Source organism: Staphylococcus sp. FSL K6-0223 (genome assembly GCF_038008285.1).
The window spans coordinates 2,063,672-2,083,550 of record NZ_JBBOYX010000001.1; the positions used below are offsets into that span (position 1 = coordinate 2,063,672).

At 34.6% G+C, this 19,879-nt stretch carries 12 protein-coding genes and 2 pseudogenes; 1 reads left to right on the plus strand and 13 read right to left on the minus strand.

Annotated elements, in window-relative coordinates; genetic code table 11:
• Positions 1–750 precede the first annotated feature (750 nt).
• The 6 genes and pseudogenes from MHI13_RS10255 to MHI13_RS10280 form a co-directional block, all read right to left on the minus strand.
• Positions 751–1,830 (minus strand): branched-chain amino acid aminotransferase, encoded by a 1,080-nt coding sequence (locus tag MHI13_RS10255; RefSeq protein WP_019835794.1) that lies wholly within the window; start codon positions 1,828–1,830, stop codon positions 751–753.
• Between the two features lie 174 nt (positions 1,831–2,004).
• Positions 2,005–2,952: an NAD-dependent epimerase/dehydratase family protein gene (locus MHI13_RS10260; RefSeq protein WP_070519064.1), complete on the minus strand. Its 948-nt coding sequence runs from the start codon at positions 2,950–2,952 to the stop codon at positions 2,005–2,007.
• A gap of 383 nt (positions 2,953–3,335) precedes the next feature.
• Positions 3,336–4,278, minus strand: a pseudogene (locus tag MHI13_RS10265) (ornithine cyclodeaminase family protein).
• A gap of 309 nt (positions 4,279–4,587) precedes the next feature.
• A complete protein-coding gene (locus tag MHI13_RS10270; protein ID WP_049336716.1) occupies positions 4,588–5,007 on the minus strand; it encodes an NUDIX hydrolase in 420 nt (139 codons plus the stop codon).
• 4 nt (positions 5,008–5,011) lie between these two features.
• Positions 5,012–5,524, minus strand: coding sequence for a GNAT family N-acetyltransferase (locus MHI13_RS10275; RefSeq protein WP_049336719.1), 513 nt, complete (start codon positions 5,522–5,524; stop codon positions 5,012–5,014).
• Positions 5,525–5,680: 156 nt separating this feature from the next.
• A pseudogene (locus MHI13_RS10280) lies at positions 5,681–5,824 on the minus strand (8-amino-7-oxononanoate synthase); the annotation flags it as partial.
• 178 nt (positions 5,825–6,002) lie between these two features.
• Here MHI13_RS10280 and MHI13_RS10285 point away from each other — a divergent pair.
• A complete protein-coding gene (locus MHI13_RS10285; RefSeq protein ID WP_048679841.1) occupies positions 6,003–7,169 on the plus strand; it encodes a M20 family metallopeptidase in 1,167 nt (388 codons plus the stop codon).
• A gap of 182 nt (positions 7,170–7,351) precedes the next feature.
• Here the strand turns inward: MHI13_RS10285 and tuf are convergent, their stop codons facing one another.
• The 7 genes from tuf to rpoB form a co-directional block, all read right to left on the minus strand.
• On the minus strand, positions 7,352–8,536 hold the full coding sequence (tuf, locus tag MHI13_RS10290; protein WP_017175321.1) for an elongation factor Tu: 1,185 nt from the start codon (positions 8,534–8,536) through the stop codon (positions 7,352–7,354).
• A 210-nt stretch (positions 8,537–8,746) separates the two neighbouring features.
• Positions 8,747–10,828: an elongation factor G gene (fusA, locus tag MHI13_RS10295; protein ID WP_017175320.1), complete on the minus strand. Its 2,082-nt coding sequence runs from the start codon at positions 10,826–10,828 to the stop codon at positions 8,747–8,749.
• Between the two features lie 121 nt (positions 10,829–10,949).
• A complete protein-coding gene (rpsG, locus tag MHI13_RS10300; RefSeq protein ID WP_285327820.1) occupies positions 10,950–11,420 on the minus strand; it encodes a 30S ribosomal protein S7 in 471 nt (156 codons plus the stop codon).
• 69 nt (positions 11,421–11,489) lie between these two features.
• On the minus strand, positions 11,490–11,903 hold the full coding sequence (rpsL, locus tag MHI13_RS10305) for a 30S ribosomal protein S12 (RefSeq protein WP_053031033.1): 414 nt from the start codon (positions 11,901–11,903) through the stop codon (positions 11,490–11,492).
• 89 nt (positions 11,904–11,992) lie between these two features.
• Positions 11,993–12,253 carry a ribosomal L7Ae/L30e/S12e/Gadd45 family protein gene (locus MHI13_RS10310; RefSeq protein ID WP_017175319.1) on the minus strand — a complete coding sequence of 87 codons (261 nt, stop codon included), beginning with the start codon at positions 12,251–12,253 and terminating at the stop codon, positions 11,993–11,995.
• 147 nt (positions 12,254–12,400) lie between these two features.
• Positions 12,401–15,994, minus strand: coding sequence for a DNA-directed RNA polymerase subunit beta' (gene rpoC / locus MHI13_RS10315; protein WP_161795359.1), 3,594 nt, complete (start codon positions 15,992–15,994; stop codon positions 12,401–12,403).
• A 189-nt stretch (positions 15,995–16,183) separates the two neighbouring features.
• Positions 16,184–19,735, minus strand: a complete 3,552-nt coding sequence (gene rpoB / locus MHI13_RS10320) for a DNA-directed RNA polymerase subunit beta (RefSeq protein WP_002449020.1) — start codon at positions 19,733–19,735, stop codon at positions 16,184–16,186.
• Between the last annotated feature and the right edge of the window lie 144 nt (positions 19,736–19,879).

Consider the following 19,879-nt stretch of genomic DNA (forward strand, 5'->3'; position numbering starts at 1 on the left):
CTTATATTTTCTATTCTCAACAAAGTGGAAAGACATCATTTAAAGTTGTCTTTCCACTTTTTCAATTTACTTTATTTTATTATTGGTCTCTTGATGATACTTGAATCAAATATATATCGTATTAATTACTCTAAGATGATCCAAATCACGGATAAAAATTGGATTAAGGTAATCAAATAGAGCAACATCATAGTTAGCATTACTTTCATTGAAACTTAGTCTTACTAGTCGTGTACGAGTGAGGCTTTTTTTCGCATAAAAAAAGGAGCTTTATGCCCCTAAAGATCTATATCATTTAAATGAATTTCAAATGTTGAGATTACCTAAGTAATAATGGTATTAGGTATATGGTATTTGTAATAGAAGAAAAACACTAAGTCAAGGGTTGTCATTTAGGTAATCTCATTACTTATTATTACATAATAAAATTTAATTATCTATACTATTGAAATAAAAAATAATATTTTTTACATTTAAATCTAATTAATTATTAAAATGATAAAAAAATGTTTATCTTTATTTGTAAAGGGTATAATTTAATTAGCAGAATATTTTGTTATAATATTTTGCTCCTTATTTATTTTACGTCACCACTCTTACTTAGTTCGACATAAGCTATGTTAAGAGTGGTTTTTTATGCAAAAAAGAAGCCAACTCACTTTTTTATATGCTCCCCAAAAGTTGATCTAAAATGAAAAATAACAAGCTAGAAACCACGTAGTCATAACGTTTCCAGCTTGTTTTTACAAGTTATTTATATTCCGGCACAATGACTCTCCAACCATGTTTATCTTCTAATTTACCACTTTGGATACCAGTGTATGTGTCATATAATTTTTTAGTGATTTCTCCAGGTTCGTTATTATTAATCACAATTTCTCTATCTTCATATTTTAATGTACCTACTGGAGAGATGACTGCTGCCGTACCAGAACCAAATACTTCTGTTAATTCACCTTTATCGTAAGCTTCAAATAATTCATCAATAGATACTTTACGTTCTTCGACTTCATAGCCTAATTCTTTTGCTAATTCGATAATTGATTTACGTGTAATACCAGGTAAAATACTACCATTTAACGCAGGTGTTACTAATTTGCCATTTTCAACGAAGAAAATGTTCATACTACCTACTTCTTCAACATATTTTTGTTCAACGCCGTCCAACCATAATACTTGATCATATCCTAAGTTATTCGCATTGGTTTGTGCTAATAAACTTGCTGCATAGTTACCTGCTACTTTGGCAAAACCTACCCCTCCACGAACTGCACGTACATATTCATCTTCAACATAAATTTTTGTTGATTTTAATGTATCACCGCCGTAGTAAGCACCTGATGGAGATAAGATAATTAATAATTTATATTTTTTAGAAGCACGAACTCCTAAAATACCTTCTGTAGCGAATACGAATGGACGAATATATAAAGATTGCCCTTCGCCTTCTGGTACCCAATCACGTTCGATATCAACAAGTTGTTTCAAACCATCTAATAATAATTCTTCATCTACTTTAGGCATTTCTAAACGCGCTAATGAATCATTGATACGTTTGAAGTTTTGATCTGGACGGAATAATACGACCTCACCATTATGTTTATATGCTTTTAAACCTTCAAATACAGCTTGACCATAGTGTAAACTTTGTGCTGCTGGAGAAATTTCAAACGGTGCATAAGGAACAATTTTTAATTCTTGCCAACCGCCTTTTTCTTCATCATAATCTACACTTAACATATAGTCAGTAAAATATTGCCCAAATCCAAGATTTCCTTCTGGTTTTTCTTTAAGTGTGTCACGTTGTTCAAATTTAACTTTTTCTGACATGTTGAAGCCTCCTAATATATTTCATGAATAAGATTTAATATAAATTATAGCAATCTCAGATAGTCTATTCAATAAATTTTCTAAAAATTCAAACAAAATAAAAAATGAAACCCTTTTCTTTTTTTATTCTTTAAAAGAGAGTCAAATTCCAAAGGCACCTTTTTAATTATGAACTTATGTCTTTTCTTTAATCGTTCGTATCATTGTTTCTGTCATTTTAGCCAAATGATACTTTGGATTAAAGCCCCATTCTTTTCGAGAATAACTGGTATCAATATTATCTGGCCATGTATCTGCAATCGTTTGTCTTACTGGATCGACATCATAATCTAAGGTGAATTCTGGAATATATTTCTGAATTTCTTTCTTAATCATCTCAGGTTCAAGACTCATTGCGCTTAAATTATAACCATTGCGTGTTACAAGTTTCTTACTATCCGCTTCCATAAGTTGAATAATCGCATCAATGGCATCATCCATATACATCATATCCATATACGTATTTTTAGCGATATAGCTCGTGTAGTGACCATGTCTAACCGCTTCGAAATATATTTCTACTGCGTAATCTGTAGTACCTCCGCCTGGCTTTTTGGCATGTGAAATGAGCCCTGGAAATCTTACACTACGTGTGTCGACGCCAAATTTTTTAAAGTAATATTGGCATAATAATTCACCTGCAACTTTATTTATTCCGTACATTGTTGTCGGTTGTTGAATCGTATTTTGAGGTGTGTTTTTCTTAGGTGTAGACGCACCAAATGCCCCAATTGAACTTGGCATAAAGAAATGTAAGTCATACATTCTTGCAGTTTCTAAAGCATTTATTAACCCACCCATATTTAAATCCCAAGCCTGCAACGGATTTTTTTCAGCTGTTGCAGAAAGTAATGCAGCCATATGCATAAGTGTATCTGCTCTAAAGTCTTCTACTACACCCATCATTGCGTCACGATCTGTTACATCAAGTAATTCAAATGGGCTGTCACTAATCAATGAATGTGGTTCTGGCTCTCTAATATCAGTGGCTAATACATTATTTTTCCCATATAATTGTCTACATTTTAGTACCAATTCAGTTCCTATTTGTCCTAGTGCTCCTGTAATTACAATTCTCTTCATTGTCATTTCTCCCTTTGTCTTATATATCCTAATAGTGTTTTTTTAGAACTCCTCATATTCCTAGATTCACTATGTTATAAAAATGCTTACATATATCATTAGATTATACGTTAAAGTGATAATTTTATTCTTCTAATAAATTATTTGATTTAACTTACGTTTTGTTTGTTAATCATTTTTAAAATTATCGTAAATTATTTTTTTCCTTCTTATATCTCAATGCCTATAGGCTACTATAAACTTGTAAATTATTTTTAAAAGGAGACTAACATGAAGAAATATTTTGTATCACTCTTATTGATTTTCTTTATACAATAAAAATACCGCATCAGCCATGTCTACGTTATCACTGATACGGTATCTATGTTTTATACAGTATAGGGTTAATTAGTTTGTTGGGCTTTTTTATAAAAGTATTGTGCCACCACTATATCTACAATAGCTAAACCTACTGATTTAAATACTGTCACTTCTTCTTCATCATCACGTCCAGATATTTTTCCACTTACAATATCTCCTAGTTCACCATGTAGTGATCGCTCAGTAAGGATGCCTTCTTCTAATGGTACTTTTAAATCACCTGTTTCTTCCATTGCTGCTTCTGTAGATTCAACAACTATTTTATTAGCAATCAACATCGTTTCTGAAGGGAGTTCTTGCATTTCAGGTTTAAATGAACCTACTGCATTTAAATGAACACCGGGATGTAATGAATGAGAATACACCGGTTTATTTGAATTTGTAGCTGTCACAACAATATCTGCGTTTTCCATAGCTTGATCTGCTTCATCGAAGACTTTTGTTGACACGTGATACGTTTGTTTCACAAATTCAGCCAATTTTTCAGCTTTAGCTCTTGTACGACTCGAGATATGAAGCATTTCAATATCTCTCACTGCTAATATTCCCCTCAGCTTGATCTCCAGCGCCAATCACACACAATGTTTTTGCATCTTCACGTGCTAAATATTTTGTAGCTACACCTGAAATGGCGCCCGTACGAATCTTAGTTAAATAACTACCATCAAGTACAGCAAGGGTTTCTCCTGTCTCATAATCGCTCAGCAAGACTGATCCAGTAATTGTTTTTTTATCTAGTTTAGGATTATTAGGTGCGAAAGTGACTGTTTTAATACCGACAATATTTAATTCATCTGATAAAGCTGGCATCACTAAGTATCTATTTTCTTTATTAAAAGGTAATACATAACGTAATGGCGTTTCAGTTTTTCCTTCTGAAAACACCTGTAACGCGTGACTGACTTCTTCAATCACTTCTTTCATATCTAATAAGTTTTGTTGATCCTGTTCATTTAAAACGAGCATTTCGTAGACCTCCATTGTTTGGATATTGTTAATTAATAGAGTAGAAGTAGCAATCATCCAATTTAATCATTATATATTCTAATCAATTGAATATTAAAATTTTTTATAGATTTTATTAACTTATTACTGTGATGATATAAAATTGATGATATCTTTATATTATAAATAAAAGGTACTATTTATATAGTATAGTGCCTTGCGATTTCATAACAATATGAAACTATTTATAAACTTTTGACACCATCACTTTTCTTATGAGAAAAGTGATTTTTTTATCTTTCTATAAATGATTGCTATAATACTTGTTGTTTAATCTATAATACCTTCATTATAATAGGTAGCTTTATTATCTAAAAATACTTTTAAACTATGATTATAGTATGTAAGTTTTTGGTCTGCTTCTTCGATAGTCATCCATTTTGTTTCTGAAATTTCATCTTTCATTTGTATATCTATGACTTCATTTTTAATTGTAGCTTTAAACATAATAAATAATGTGTGTACATTCATTTGAGTGGATTTACCTTCATTAATACTTACGATATCTCCAATCTTAGCATTAAGACCTGTTTCTTCCATTACTTCACGTTTCAAAGCTTCAACTAGTGTCTCTCCCTTTTCTACCTTTCCTCCTGGTAATGACCACCCCCCGCCATCTGTATTATTAACAAGTAATACTTTTCTTTCTTGATTTTGTATGAGCGCATATACTACTTTTAAATCTTTCACAGTTTCACCTTCCATCATTTGGAATTTCAAATCGACTTACTGGCTGGCCGTTTTTTTTAATGTACGAATTAATTTCATATCCTCCATGTTTTTTTATTACTTTTTGTGAAGCATCATTATAAGGATTACATGTCATCAATACTTTATGTATCCCCATTTTATTTAGTCTATTTAGTGCTTCTTCTAACATGCTTGAAGCATAACCATTTCCTCTGTATGGTTTGGCGACGCCATAGCCTACATGTCCTCCAATGTTTGTTAATTTATCATTAAGTTCATGACGAATATTTACTGCACCAACAATATCATCATTTTTAAAATAAAATAATGTTGTAGAAGGAACGGTATTCATATTTACGGGTGGATGATTCAATTGTTCGACCATTTGTTGAAAAGATTGATAATGTGCGACATCGACATTAGATGGAACAATTTTCTCATTGTTGTCATACCAATATTGTAAATATCGAATTAAACTTTCTTTATCTTTATACTCTAGTTTTCTTAATTCAAGCATGTATACACCTCTTTTTTTACAATTAGTGTACCACTAAAAATGAAAAACAATCCATTTATACATTTAAACTAATAGATGACTCAAATTAATTAAATGTTTATTTAATAATATTTAACCCTTTTCTAACTTTTAATACTTTAAGTGCTTGATCTAACATTTTTTAGTGCGTGCGACATAATCACCTACGACATCGATAGCTTTAGATAATGTACCGCTTTGGAAATCAATTTTGTCTTGTAAGCCTAAATGTTTTACTATTTCTGCGCCTTTATCTATCACAACTGAACCATGTGCCTCATCATTTCTCTTTTGTTATTGATTCATCATAATTTATTATCATCATAATCATTTTATGTTATAAGATAATTCATTTAATATTTGATAGTGTGTCTTTTATTAAAATTACAATGAGTGACTACTGAGTTTTAGTAGAATTTGTTATACTAAAGTTCATAATAATTAGGAAGAAGTGGTCAATGTGTTTGATTGGTTTCAATTAGCCAGTGAAAAAGAAAATAGAATGATTCAAATGCGTCGTTATATGCATCAATATCCAGAGCCTTCTTTTGAAGAAACGTGGACACATAACTACATTCTCAATCAGTTAAGTCATTTAGACTGTGAGATTGTGTCACCTGTAGGACGAAATGGTATCAAGGCAACTTTTAAAGGGAAAGAAAATGGTCCAACTATTGCATTTCGTGCAGACTTCGATGCATTACCAGTCCAAGAATTAAACGACGTTCCATATAAATCTAAAAACGATGGTTTTATGCATGCATGTGGTCACGATGGTCATACTGCTATTTTATTAGGTGTTGCTGAAATTGTTCATGAACATCGCCACTTATTAAAAGGAAATGTTGTATTTATTTTTCAATATGGTGAAGAGATTATGCCAGGTGGCTCTCAAGAAATGATTGATGATGGCTGTTTAAACGATGTTGATAAAATTTATGGTACTCATCTTTGGAGTGGTTATCCCACTGGTACAATTTATTCAAGACCAGGTGCAATCATGGCTTCTCCAGATGAATTCTCGATTACCATTAAAGGTAAAGGAGGACATGGTGCTAAACCTCATGAAACAATTGATCCAATTGTAATTATGGCTGAGTTTATACTAAGTGCTCAAAAAATCATTTCTCGTACCATCGATCCTGTAAAAGAAGCAGTATTAACCTTTGGTATGGTACAAGCAGGTTCTTCTGATAGTGTTATTCCAGATTCGGCATTTTGCAAAGGGACGGTACGTACATTTGATACAGAACTACAAGCTCATATTCAAGAGAAAATGGATAAATTATTACAAGGTCTTGCATTAGCGAATGATGTCACTTATAACATGGAGTATATTAGAGGGTATTTACCAGTTCATAATCATGAAGAAGCTTATGAAACAGTTAAACAAGCGGCAAATGATTTACATTTACGTTTTAATAAATCAGAATTGATGATGATTGGTGAAGACTTTTCACACTATCTAAAAGTCCGACCTGGCGCATTTTTCTTAACTGGATGTGGCAATGCTGATAAGGGTATTACAGCCCCACATCACAATCCGCATTTTGATATTGATGAAGCAGCATTTAAATATGCTGCAAGCGAATTTCTTAAAATCTTAGAACTTGAAAGCGTTTTTTAATTCTTTGTTAAATATGTATCGTAAACCTTAGAATATAAACGATTGAAACAGCCCATAGATAGTATTTATCTATGGGCTGTTTTATTAATATTTTTTACTAAATAAAAGTACAGTGAACTTAAGTCTTATTTTCAAATAAAAAAAGACTCCCAATAAGGGAGTCTTCTATATCAAATAATAAATTATTCGAAGATTTCAGTTACAACGCCTGATCCTACAGTACGTCCACCTTCACGGATTGAGAAACGAGTACCGTCTTCAATCGCGATAGGAGCGATTAATTCTACTGTCATTTCAACGTTGTCGCCAGGCATTACCATTTCAGTACCTTCTGGTAAGTTAACAACACCAGTTACGTCAGTAGTACGGAAATAGAATTGTGGACGATAGTTAGTGAAGAATGGAGTATGACGTCCACCTTCATCTTTTGATAAAACGTATACGTCTGCTTTGAATTTTGTGTGAGGTGTAATTGAACCTGGAGCAGCTAATACTTGACCACGTTGTACATCTTCACGAGCAACACCACGTAATAAAGCACCGATGTTGTCACCAGCTTCAGCGTAGTCTAATAATTTACGGAACATTTCTACACCAGTAACAGTTGTTTTAGAAGTTTCTTTGATACCAATAATTTCAACTTCTTCACCAACTTTGATTTGACCACGTTCAACACGGCCTGTAGCAACAGTACCACGACCAGTGATTGAGAATACGTCCTCAACTGGCATCATGAATGGTTTATCAGAGTCACGTTCTGGAGTTGGAATGTAATCATCAACTGCTTGCATTAATTCTAAGATTTTTTCTTCGTATTGAGCATCGCCTTCTAAAGCTTTTAAAGCTGAACCAGCGATTACAGGTACGTCGTCACCTGGGAAGTCGTATTCAGATAATAAGTCACGTACTTCCATTTCAACTAATTCTAATAATTCTTCATCGTCAACCATGTCAACTTTGTTTAAGAATACTACTAATGCTGGTACACCAACGTTACGTGATAAAAGAATGTGTTCACGAGTTTGTGGCATTGGACCGTCAGCAGCAGATACTACTAAGATACCACCGTCCATTTGAGCAGCACCAGTGATCATGTTTTTAACATAGTCAGCGTGTCCTGGGCAGTCAACGTGAGCATAGTGACGTTTGTCAGTTTGATATTCGATGTGTGCAGTATTGATTGTAATACCACGTTCTTTTTCTTCTGGAGCGTTGTCAATCATGTCATATGATTGTGCTACAGTGTCACCATTTTTAGCTAATACAGTTGCGATAGCAGCTGTTAAAGTAGTTTTACCATGGTCAACGTGACCGATAGTACCAATATTGGCATGTTCTTTTGAGCGATCAAATTTTTCTTTTGCCATTATTAAATCTCTCCTATTCTAGTTAAAGTTATTTCAATATTATCTCTCATGATAGTTACTCACTATCATGAGACATAATGATTGTTCTAAAAAGAATTCATAGTTCTTTTATAATGCATTTTGGATAAAAAATCAATTCATAAAGATGAATGCTTAATTAATAAGCTCAAGCTGTATTTTACCTAGATTTACTAGTTAAAACAAGTTATATTATTCACCTTTATTTTTTTTGATGATTTCTTCAGCAATTGATTTTGGAACTTCTGCATAATGGTCAAAGTACATAGTGTAAGTACCGCGACCTTGAGTGTTAGAACGTAATGAAGTTGCATAACCAAACATTTCTGAAAGTGGTACATAAGCGTTAACAACTTGTGCATTACCACGTGGTTCCATACCATCAACACGTCCACGACGAGCTGTTACGTCACCCATGATATCACCCATGTATTCTTCAGGCATTTCGATTGTAACTTTCATCATTGGTTCTAAGATAACTGGATCACATTTTTTAGCAGCTTCTTTAAGTGCTAATGATGCAGCAATTTTGAAGGCCATTTCTGATGAATCGACATCATGGTATGAACCATCAAATAATTTAGCTTTAACATCAATTAATGGATAACCAGCTAATACACCGTTTTCCATAGCATCTTTAAGACCAGCTTCAACTGATGGAATGTATTCACGAGGAACTACACCACCAACGATAGCGTTTTCGAATTCGAAACCTGCGCCAGTTTCATTTGGAGTGAATTCAATATGAACATCACCATATTGTCCACGACCACCTGATTGACGAGAGAATTTACCTTGAACTTGAGCAGATTGTTTAAATGTTTCACGATATGAAACCATTGGTGCACCTACGTTACATTCAACGTTGAATTCTTTTTTCATACGGTCTACTAAGATATCTAAGTGTAACTCACCCATACCACCGATGATAACTTGTCCAGTTTCTTCGTCAGTATGTGCATGGAAAGTAGGGTCTTCTTCTTGTAATTTAACTAAAGCTTGAGTCATTTTATCTTGGTCAGCTTTAGACTTAGGTTCTACTGATAAGTGAATAACTGGTTCTGGGAATTCCATTGATTCCAAGATAATGTCATTTTTCTCACCACATAAAGTGTCACCAGTACCTGTTTCTTTAAGACCTACAGCTGCAGCGATATCTCCTGAGTAAACAGTGTCAATTTCTTGACGAGAGTTCGCATGCATTTGTAATAAACGACCTACACGTTCACGTTTATCTTTTGTTGAGTTTTTAACGTATGAACCAGATGTTAACGTACCTGAATATACACGGAAGAAAGTTAATTTACCAACATAAGGGTCAGTCATAACTTTGAAAGCTAACGCTGCGAATTCAGCATTATCGTCAGCTTTTGCAATGACTTCTTCATCAGGATTTTCAGCACGATGACCTACGATAGGTTTAACATCTAATGGTGATGGTAAGTAATCAATTACTGCATTAAGCATTAATTGAACACCTTTGTTTTTGAATGCTGTACCACAAAGTACTGGGTAGAATTCTACGTCAGTAGTTGCTTGACGGATAGCATTTTTTAATTCAGCTACTGAAATTTCTTCGTCACCAAGATATTTTTCCATTAATTCGTCGCTAGTTTCTGCAACTGCTTCGATTAAGTTAGAACGAGCTTCTTCTGCTCTTTCTTTGTGATCTTCAGGAATTTCAATTTCTTCAATTTCTGTACCTAAGTCATTTGTATATTTGAAACATTTCATTTCAACTAAGTCAATGATTGCTTCAAATTCATCTTCGGCACCAATTGGTAATTGGATAGGTGCTGCATTTGCTTGTAAGCGATCATGTAATGTACTTACTGAATACTCAAAGTTTGCACCAAGTTTATCCATTTTGTTAACGAATACAATACGAGGAACACCATAAGTAGTAGCTTGACGCCAAACTGTTTCAGTTTGAGGTTCTACACCTGATTGAGCATCAAGTACAGTAACCGCACCGTCAAGTACACGTAATGAACGTTCAACTTCTACAGTGAAGTCTACGTGTCCTGGTGTATCGATAATGTTAACACGGTGGTCTTTCCAAGAAGCTGTTGTTGCAGCTGATGTGATTGTAATACCACGATCTTGTTCTTGTTCCATCCAGTCCATTTGTGAAGCACCTTCATGTGTTTCACCAATTTTGTGGATACGACCTGTATAATAAAGAATACGTTCAGTCGTTGTAGTTTTACCAGCATCGATGTGAGCCATGATACCGATATTACGAGTGTTTTTCAAAGAAAATTCTCTAGCCATTGTTTTTCTCCTTCCAGTTATTACTGAATAAGTACTATAGAATATGGCGATGCCCTAAGCATGAACCATTTTACTTGGTAAACCAATATGACGGAACACACTCAGGGTTAAAGCTTCAATCTTACCAACGATAGTGAGCGAATGCTTTGTTCGCTTCAGCCATTTTGTGAGTGTCCTCACGTTTTTTGACTGCACCACCTGTATTGTTAGCAGCATCTAAGATTTCGTTAGCTAAACGATCTTCCATAGTTTTTTCACCACGAAGACGAGCGTAGTTTACTAACCAACGTAATCCTAAAGTTGTACGACGTTCTGGGCGCACCTCAACAGGTACTTGGTAGTTTGAACCACCTACACGACGCGCTTTTACTTCTAATACTGGCATAATGTTGTTAATAGCTTCTTCGAATACTTCTAAAGCATCACGACCATTGCGTTGTTCTACAAGGTCAAATGCAGAATAAAGAATTCTTTGTGCTGTTCCGCGTTTACCATCTAACATAATTTTGTTAATTAATTTTGTAACTAACTTAGAGTTATGAATTGGATCTGGTAATACGTCTCTTTTAGGTACTGATCCTTTACGAGGCATTATAAAGTCCTCCCTTCCTATTATAATATATTCTTAAAAATTGATAGTAAAATTTACACAATCTTAAACTTAATTTTTAGGTTTTTTAGTTCCGTATAATGAACGTCCTTGTCTACGTCCATCTACACCTGAAGTATCAAGTGCACCACGTACAATATGGTAACGCACACCAGGTAAGTCTTTTACACGTCCACCACGTACAAGTACAACACTGTGTTCTTGTAAGTTATGGCCGATACCAGGAATGTATGCGTTGATTTCAATGTTGTTTGATAAACGCACACGAGCGTATTTACGTAACGCTGAGTTAGGTTTTTTAGGTGTCATTGTACCTACACGAGTACAAACACCACGTTTTTGAGGTGAGTTTAAGTTAGTAAATTGTTTCTTTTTACTATTGAAACCTTTGTTTAACGCTGGTGAATCTGATTTTTTAGATTTACTTTGTCTAGGTTTACGTACTAATTGATTAATAGTTGGCATTGAATGTCCTCCTCTCTTCATTTTTTAATTCCACACATCCAGGTGGTTCATTTTTAGGTTAAATAAAATTTAGTAAGTGTAAAAACTTACTAATTCTCATTCAATAACGCAACAATTGTCGCATTAACATTAATACCTACTGCTTTTCCTAAAGCCGATTTGCTTTCGAAATAAGTAATCGGTATGCTTTTATGATTGATTTGGCTAAATACTTGAGCTAATAAGTATATCTCAACATCTTTAGCAATAATCAATGATGCAACTTGATCTTTTTTCAACGCTTTTAACGTTTGTTTAAGACCAACTACAAAATGTTGTTTGTTAAAGCGTGCAACTTTTTCATTAGACATTAAATATCCTCCAAAGTTCTGCTTGCATCAACCTTTACAATAATAACACTTTATATAATAATTAGTCAACATTTTTTATCATTTTCTGTAAATATTAAAAGAAAAGAACTTGGAACAAATTAAAGTTCCAAGTTACTTTCACATTAATTACTCAGTCACTTCTGCTTCGTCAGCTTCAGCAACTGGAGTACCCACTTTATCGTATTTAACGTCACTATAACGTCTCATACCTGTACCAGCTGGGATAAGTTTACCGATAATAACATTCTCTTTAAGTCCAAGTAAGTCATCGCGTTTACCTTTAATAGCAGCATCAGTAAGTACACGAGTAGTTTCTTGGAATGAAGCCGCAGATAAGAAGCTTTCTGTTTCAAGAGATGCTTTAGTAATACCAAGTAATACTGGTTTTGCAGTAGCTGGGCGTTTACGTTCTTTAAACGCTTCTCTATTTGCATCAGTAAAGTTATGAATATCTACTAATGAACCTGGTAGAAGTTTAGTGTCACCAGCTTCAATAATTCTTACTTTACGTAACATTTGTCTAACCATTACTTCAACGTGTTTATCATCAATTTCTACACCTTGCATACGATAAACTTTTTGTACTTCTTTAAGTAAGTAGCTTTCAGTCGCGTTTAAACCAGCAACAGCTAAGAAGTTCTTAGGTTCAATAGAACCTTCAGTTAATACTTCTCCACGTTCTACTGATTGGCCAATTTCTACTTTAATTCTTGAAGTACCTGAAGCAAGATAAGATCGTGTTTCATTAGCGCCTTTAATTACAATTTCTTGTTGGCGATCTTTTGCTAATTTAATATCTTCAACGACACCTTCGATTTCAGTAATTACCGCTTGACCTTTAGGGTTACGTGCCTCAAAGATCTCTTGGATACGAGGAAGACCTTGAGTGATATCGCTTCCTGCTACCCCACCTGTATGGAAGGTACGCATTGTAAGTTGGGTACCAGGCTCACCAATTGATTGAGCGGCAATAGTACCAACTGCTTCACCTACTTCAACTTTTTCACCTGTAGCAAGGTTTTTACCGTAACATTTTTCACATACACCATGACGAGTATTACATGTAAATGCTGAACGGATATACATTTTTTCAATACCTGCATCTGTAATTTTCTTAGCAATTTCAGGTGTGATTAATTCATCAGGACGAATAATGATTTCATCCGTTTCAGGATGACGAATTGTTTCTTTAGAATAACGGCCTTCAATACGTTCGATAAATGGTTCAATCATTTCTGTACCTTCTTTAATATCAGAAACTAATAAACCACGGTCCGTACCACAATCTTCTTCACGAACGATAACATCTTGTGCAACATCAACAAGACGACGAGTAAGATAACCTGAATCGGCTGTTTTAAGTGCTGTATCGGCAAGACCTTTACGCGCACCATGAGTTGAGATGAAGTATTCTAATACTGTTAAACCTTCACGGAATGATGAAGTAATTGGTAACTCAATAATTTTACCTGATGGCGCAGCCATTAATCCACGCATACCGGCTAATTGTGTGAAGTTAGATGCGTTACCACGGGCACCTGAGTCACTCATCATAAAGATTGGGTTTGTTTTTTCAAGTGATTGCATTAATTCGCCTTGAATTTGATCTTTAGCATCTGTCCAAATTTCAACAACTGCATTGTAACGTTCATCTTCAGTGATTAAACCACGATTAAATTGTTTAGATACACGTTCTACTAATTTTTCGTGTTCATCTAAAATTTGTTGTTTATCTGGAAGTACTACGATATCAGATACACCAACTGTAATACCAGCTTTAGATGAGAACTTGAATCCTAAGTCTTTCATGCGATCAAGCATCATTGATGTATCTGTGATGCTAAATCTGTTAAATACTTCAGCAATAATATTACCTAAGAATTTTTTGTTGAAAGGTGCAGTAAGTTCTTGCTCTTCGAAGTAAGCTTTAAGACCACCTTCACCTAATTGTGTTGGATCAACAAAATATTTATCAGGTGTTTTATCTTCTAAGTTTTCTTGAGTAGGCTCATTAATATATGCAAATGAATCTGGAATGATTTCATTAAAGATCACTTTACCTACAGAAGTAGCTAAAATTTTATTATTTTGTTCTTCTGTAAATGTAGGGTTATTAAGTGAACGCGCATGTAAACCTATACGAGTGTGTAGATGAACATAACCATTTGCATATGCTTTAAGTACTTCATTTGTATCATTAAAGATTATACCAGTATTTACAGCATCTTTACGTTCTAAAGTTAAGTAATAGTTACCTAATACCATATCTTGTGATGGTGTAACAACTGGTTTACCATCTTTAGGGTTCAAGATATTTTGTGCCGCTAACATTAACATACGTGCTTCAGCTTGTGCTTCTTTAGATAATGGTACGTGTACCGCCATTTGGTCACCATCAAAGTCAGCGTTATAAGCTGTTGTTACAAGTGGATGTAAACGGATTGCACGCCCTTCTACTAAAGTAGGTTCGAAAGCTTGAATACCTAATCTGTGAAGCGTTGGCGCACGGTTAAGTAATACTGGGTGTTCTTTAATGACATCTTCTAATACATCCCATACTTCATCATCCATGCGTTCAATTTTACTTTTCGCATTTTTAATGTTTGTTGCGATTTCACGTTGAACTAATTCTTTCATGACGAAAGGTTTAAATAATTCAAGTGCCATTTCTTTTGGAAGACCACATTGATACATTTTTAAGTTTGGTCCTACCGCGATAACTGAACGACCTGAGTAGTCAACACGTTTACCAAGTAAGTTTTGACGGAAACGACCTTGTTTACCTTTTAACATATGTGATAAAGATTTCAATGGTCTATTACCTGGACCAGTTACTGGACGACCACGACGACCATTATCGATTAGTGCATCTACTGCTTCTTGTAACATACGTTTTTCGTTTTGAACGATGATACCAGGAGCACCAAGATCTAATAAACGTTTCAAACGATTATTACGGTTAATAACACGACGATATAAATCATTTAAATCACTTGTTGCAAAACGTCCACCATCTAATTGAACCATAGGACGAATTTCTGGTGGAATAATTGGTAGTACATCTAAAATCATCCATGAAGGATTATTTCCAGAATTTCTAAATGATTCCACAACTTCTAAACGTTTAATTGCACGTGTTAATCTTTGTCCAGTTGCTGATTCTAATTCATCACGTAATGCTTTTAATTCTTCATCTAAGTCAATTTCTTCTAATAGGTCTTTAATACCTTCTGCACCCATTTTTGCTACAAATTGACCTGGGTATTTATCATAATATTCTCTGAATTCAGCTTCAGATAATAATGATTTTTTCTCTAATCCAGTTGGACCTGGATCTACAACCACATAAGAAGCAAAATAAATAACTTCTTCTAATGATCTTGGAGACATATCTAATAAAAGACCCATACGACTTGGGATACCTTTAAAGTACCAAATGTGAGAAACAGGTGCTGCTAATTCAATATGACCCATTCTTTCACGACGAACTTTAGATTTTGTGACTTCTACACCACAACGGTCACAAACCATGCCTTTGTAGCGTACACGTTTGTACTTACCACAACTACACTCCCAGTCTTTTGTAGGTCCAAAAATTCTTTCACAGAAAAGACCATCTTTCTCAGGTTTCAAAGTACGATAGTTAATTGTTTCTGGTTTTTTCACTTCACCATATGACCAAGAACGGATTTTTTCAGGTGAGGCTAAACCGATTTTCATATAATGGAAATTATTTACATCAATCAAGGAGCCTACCTCCTTCAATTTAGATTAGCTGTGCTATTTGATTGATTTACATTTACTGAAACTGACATCACATACATAAGATGCACATCAGTGCGCAATCTAAATCTTGATGAGATTAAAATTACGCAACTCATGTTTATTCATCTTAAATTTATAATTTTATTATTCGTTAGTTTCTTTTTGAGTTTCTGGAACATCTTTTTGTTGTAAATCTACTTTGCGCTCAGTTGCATCTTCATCATCAACATCGGCCATTTCGATTTCATTATCATGTTCATCCATAACTTTTACATCTAAACCTAAACTTTGTAATTCTTTCATCAATACTCGGAATGATTCAGGAACACTTGGTCTTGAAATGTTTTCACCTTTAACGATAGATTCGTATGTTTTAACACGACCTACAGTATCGTCAGATTTATAAGTTAAGATTTCTTGTAATGTGTATGCTGCACCATAAGCTTCAAGTGCCCATACCTCCATCTCACCGAAACGTTGTCCACCGAATTGTGCTTTACCACCAAGTGGTTGTTGTGTAACAAGTGAGTAAGGTCCAGTTGAACGCGCATGCAATTTATCGTCAACCATGTGAGCAAGTTTAAGCATATACATTACTCCAACAGAAATACGATTATCGAATGGTTCACCAGTACGTCCATCATATAATACTGTTTTACCATCACGTGCCATACCAGCCTCTTCGATTGTAGACCATACATCATCGTCGTTTGCACCATCGAATACTGGAGAAGCAACATGAATACCTAAGTTTTTAGCAGCCATACCTAAATGTAACTCTAAAACTTGTCCAATGTTCATACGTGATGGTACACCTAGTGGGTTTAACATGATATCGATTGGACGTCCATCTGGTAAGTAAGGCATATCTTCTTCAGGAACAATCTTAGAGATAACCCCTTTGTTACCATGACGACCACACATTTTATCCCCAACATGGATTTTACGTTTTTGAACGATATATACACGAACAAGTTGGTTCACACCTGGTGATAAAGTATCATCGCCTTCTTCACGATTAAATACTTTAACGTCTAGAACGATACCACCTGCACCATGTGGCACACGTAATGAAGTATCGCGAACTTCTCTTGCTTTTTCACCAAAGATAGCGTGTAATAATCGTTCTTCTGCAGTTAATTCTGTGACACCTTTTGGCGTTACTTTACCAACTAAGATATCTCCATCTTTAACTTCTGCACCGACGTATATAATACCACGATCGTCTAAGTTTTTAAGTGCATTTTCAGAAACGTTAGGAATATCACGTGTAATTTCTTCAGGTCCTAATTTAGTATCACGTGCTTCAGATTCGTATTCTTCAATATGAATTGAAGTATATACATCGTCTTTAACTAATCGTTCACTCATGATAACGGCATCCTCATAGTTATATCCGTCCCAAGTCATGAAACCTACAACGACGTTACGACCTAATGCCATTTCTCCTAATTCCATTGAAGGACCATCAGCTAAAATTTCATTGTATTCTACAACGTCACCTACAGAAACGATTGGACGTTGGTTATAACAAGTACCAGAGTTTGAACGTTTAAATTTAGCTAATGGGTAACGGTCTAATTCGCCTTCATGTTCAGTTCCATTTTCCTCAACTAAACGACGAACTAGGATTTCATTAGACTCAACATGTTCAACACGACCTCTATGTTTTGCAGTAATTGCTGCACCAGAGTCACGAGCTGCCACATGTTCCATACCTGTACCCACAAATGGAGCTTCAGGATTCATCAATGGTACTGCTTGACGTTGCATGTTCGCACCCATTAACGCACGGTTAGAGTCATCGTTTTCAAGGAATGGGATACAAGCTGTCGCTGCTGATACTACTTGTTTAGGTGATACATCCATGTAGTCCATTTTTTCTTTTGCCATAACAGTATTGTTACCACGGAAACGACATACCACTTCATCATCTAGGAAACGACCATTTTCATCTAAACGAGAATTGGCTTGTGCAACTACATAGCTATCTTCTTCATCAGCAGTTAAATAATCAATTTGATCAGTAATTGAATTTGTATCAATATCTACTTTACGATATGGTGTTTCGATAAAACCAAATTCATTTACACGTGCATAACTAGATAATGAGTTAATTAAACCAATGTTTGGTCCCTCTGGTGTCTCAATTGGACACATACGACCATAGTGAGAATAGTGTACGTCACGAACTTCCATTTGTGCACGTTCACGTGTTAAACCACCAGGTCCTAAAGCAGAAAGACGACGTTTATGTGTTAACTCTGCTAATGGGTTAGCTTGGTCCATGAATTGAGACAATTGAGAACTACCAAAGAATTCTTTAATTGAAGCAATTACAGGTCTAATATTAATTAATTGTTGTGGTGTAATTGAATCAGTATCTTGAATAGACATTCTTTCGCGAACGACACGTTCCATTCTAGATAAACCAATTCGGAATTGGTTTTGTAACAGTTCACCTACTGAACGTAAACGACGATTACCTAAATGGTCAATATCATCTGTATAACCAATACCATTCAATAAGTTAAAGAAATAACTCATTGAGGCAATAATATCTGCTGGTGTAATACATTTCACTTCTGAATCAGGTAATGCATTACCAATCACTGTTGTAGTGCGTTCTTCTTCATCATTTGGAACATACACTTTAATTGATTGAATTTCTACAGGTTCATCAATAACGCTACCTTCTAACTCGAACACTTCACTGTTTGCATTTGACTCTAAAACATTCATAATTTCGTCTAATTTACGACGATCTAAAACTGTTCCTTCTTCAGCAACAATTTCACCTGTTTCGCTGTCAACGATTGGTTCAGCTAATTTTTGGTTAAATAAACGATGTTTTAGGTGTAACTTTTTATTTGTTTTATAGCGACCAACACTTGCTAAATCATAGCGTTTAGGGTCGAAGAAACGTGAATATAATAAGCTTTTTGCGTTTTCAACTGTTGGTGGTTCACCAGGACGTAAACGTTCATAGATTTCTAATAAAGCTTGTTCAGTATTTTCAGTACTATCTTTTTCAAGCGTATTACGTAAGTATTCACTATCTCCTAATAAATCGATAATTTCTTGATCACTAGAGAATCCTAAAGCACGTAATAATACTGTTAAAGGTAATTTACGTGTTCTATCAATTCGAACGTAAACGATGTCTTTAGCATCTGTTTCATATTCTAACCACGCGCCACGGTTTGGAATAATCGTTGCGTCGTAATTTTCACGTCCATTTTTATCTATTTTTTCATTAAAATATACTGATGGTGAACGTACTAATTGTGAAACGATAACACGTTCTGCACCATTAATTACGAACGTACCAGTATCCGTCATCAATGGGAAGTCACCCATGAAAACTTCTTGTTCTTTAACTTCACCAGTTTCTTTGATAATGAGACGTACTTTAACACGAAGAGGTGCAGCATAAGTAGCGTCACGGTTTTTTGATTCTTCTAAATCATATTTTGGTTCACCTAATCTATAATCCACAAATTCTAAAGATAGGTTTCCAGTGAAATCTTCAATTGGTGAAATATCACGGAACATTTCTAATAAACCTTCTTTTAAGAACCAGTCATAAGATTTAGTTTGAATTTCTATTAAGTTAGGTAATTCTAATACTTCTGAAATTCTCGCATAATTTCTACGTTTACGATGTCTTCCATATTGGACAACTTGACCTGCCAAACAGATTCACCCCTCAAATATTGTGTTGAACTTATACACAAAATTTCACATAACAAGACAAAAAGAAAACGGCAACACAATTGATGACACCATTTTCGATTCTTCTCTTATTCTTGTTTATCGTGCTCAATTTGCGTAAAAGTA

Excerpts from the sequence above, each read along its gene's own strand:
- MHI13_RS10255 (WP_019835794.1), bottom strand. The coding sequence starts at position 1,830 with ATGTCAGAAAAAGTTAAATTTGAACAACGTGACACACTTAAAGAAAAA.
- rpoC (WP_161795359.1), bottom strand. The coding sequence starts at position 15,994 with ATGAAAATCGGTTTAGCCTCACCTGAAAAAATCCGTTCTTGGTCATAT.
- rpsL (WP_053031033.1), bottom strand. The coding sequence starts at position 11,903 with ATGCCAACTATTAATCAATTAGTACGTAAACCTAGACAAAGTAAATCT.
- MHI13_RS10275 (WP_049336719.1), bottom strand. The coding sequence starts at position 5,524 with ATGCTTGAATTAAGAAAACTAGAGTATAAAGATAAAGAAAGTTTAATT.
- MHI13_RS10310 (WP_017175319.1), bottom strand. The coding sequence starts at position 12,253 with ATGTCTAATGAAAAAGTTGCACGCTTTAACAAACAACATTTTGTAGTT.
- MHI13_RS10260 (WP_070519064.1), bottom strand. The coding sequence starts at position 2,952 with ATGAAGAGAATTGTAATTACAGGAGCACTAGGACAAATAGGAACTGAA.
- rpsG (WP_285327820.1), bottom strand. The coding sequence starts at position 11,420 with ATGCCTCGTAAAGGATCAGTACCTAAAAGAGACGTATTACCAGATCCA.
- tuf (WP_017175321.1), bottom strand. The coding sequence starts at position 8,536 with ATGGCAAAAGAAAAATTTGATCGCTCAAAAGAACATGCCAATATTGGT.
- fusA (WP_017175320.1), bottom strand. The coding sequence starts at position 10,828 with ATGGCTAGAGAATTTTCTTTGAAAAACACTCGTAATATCGGTATCATG.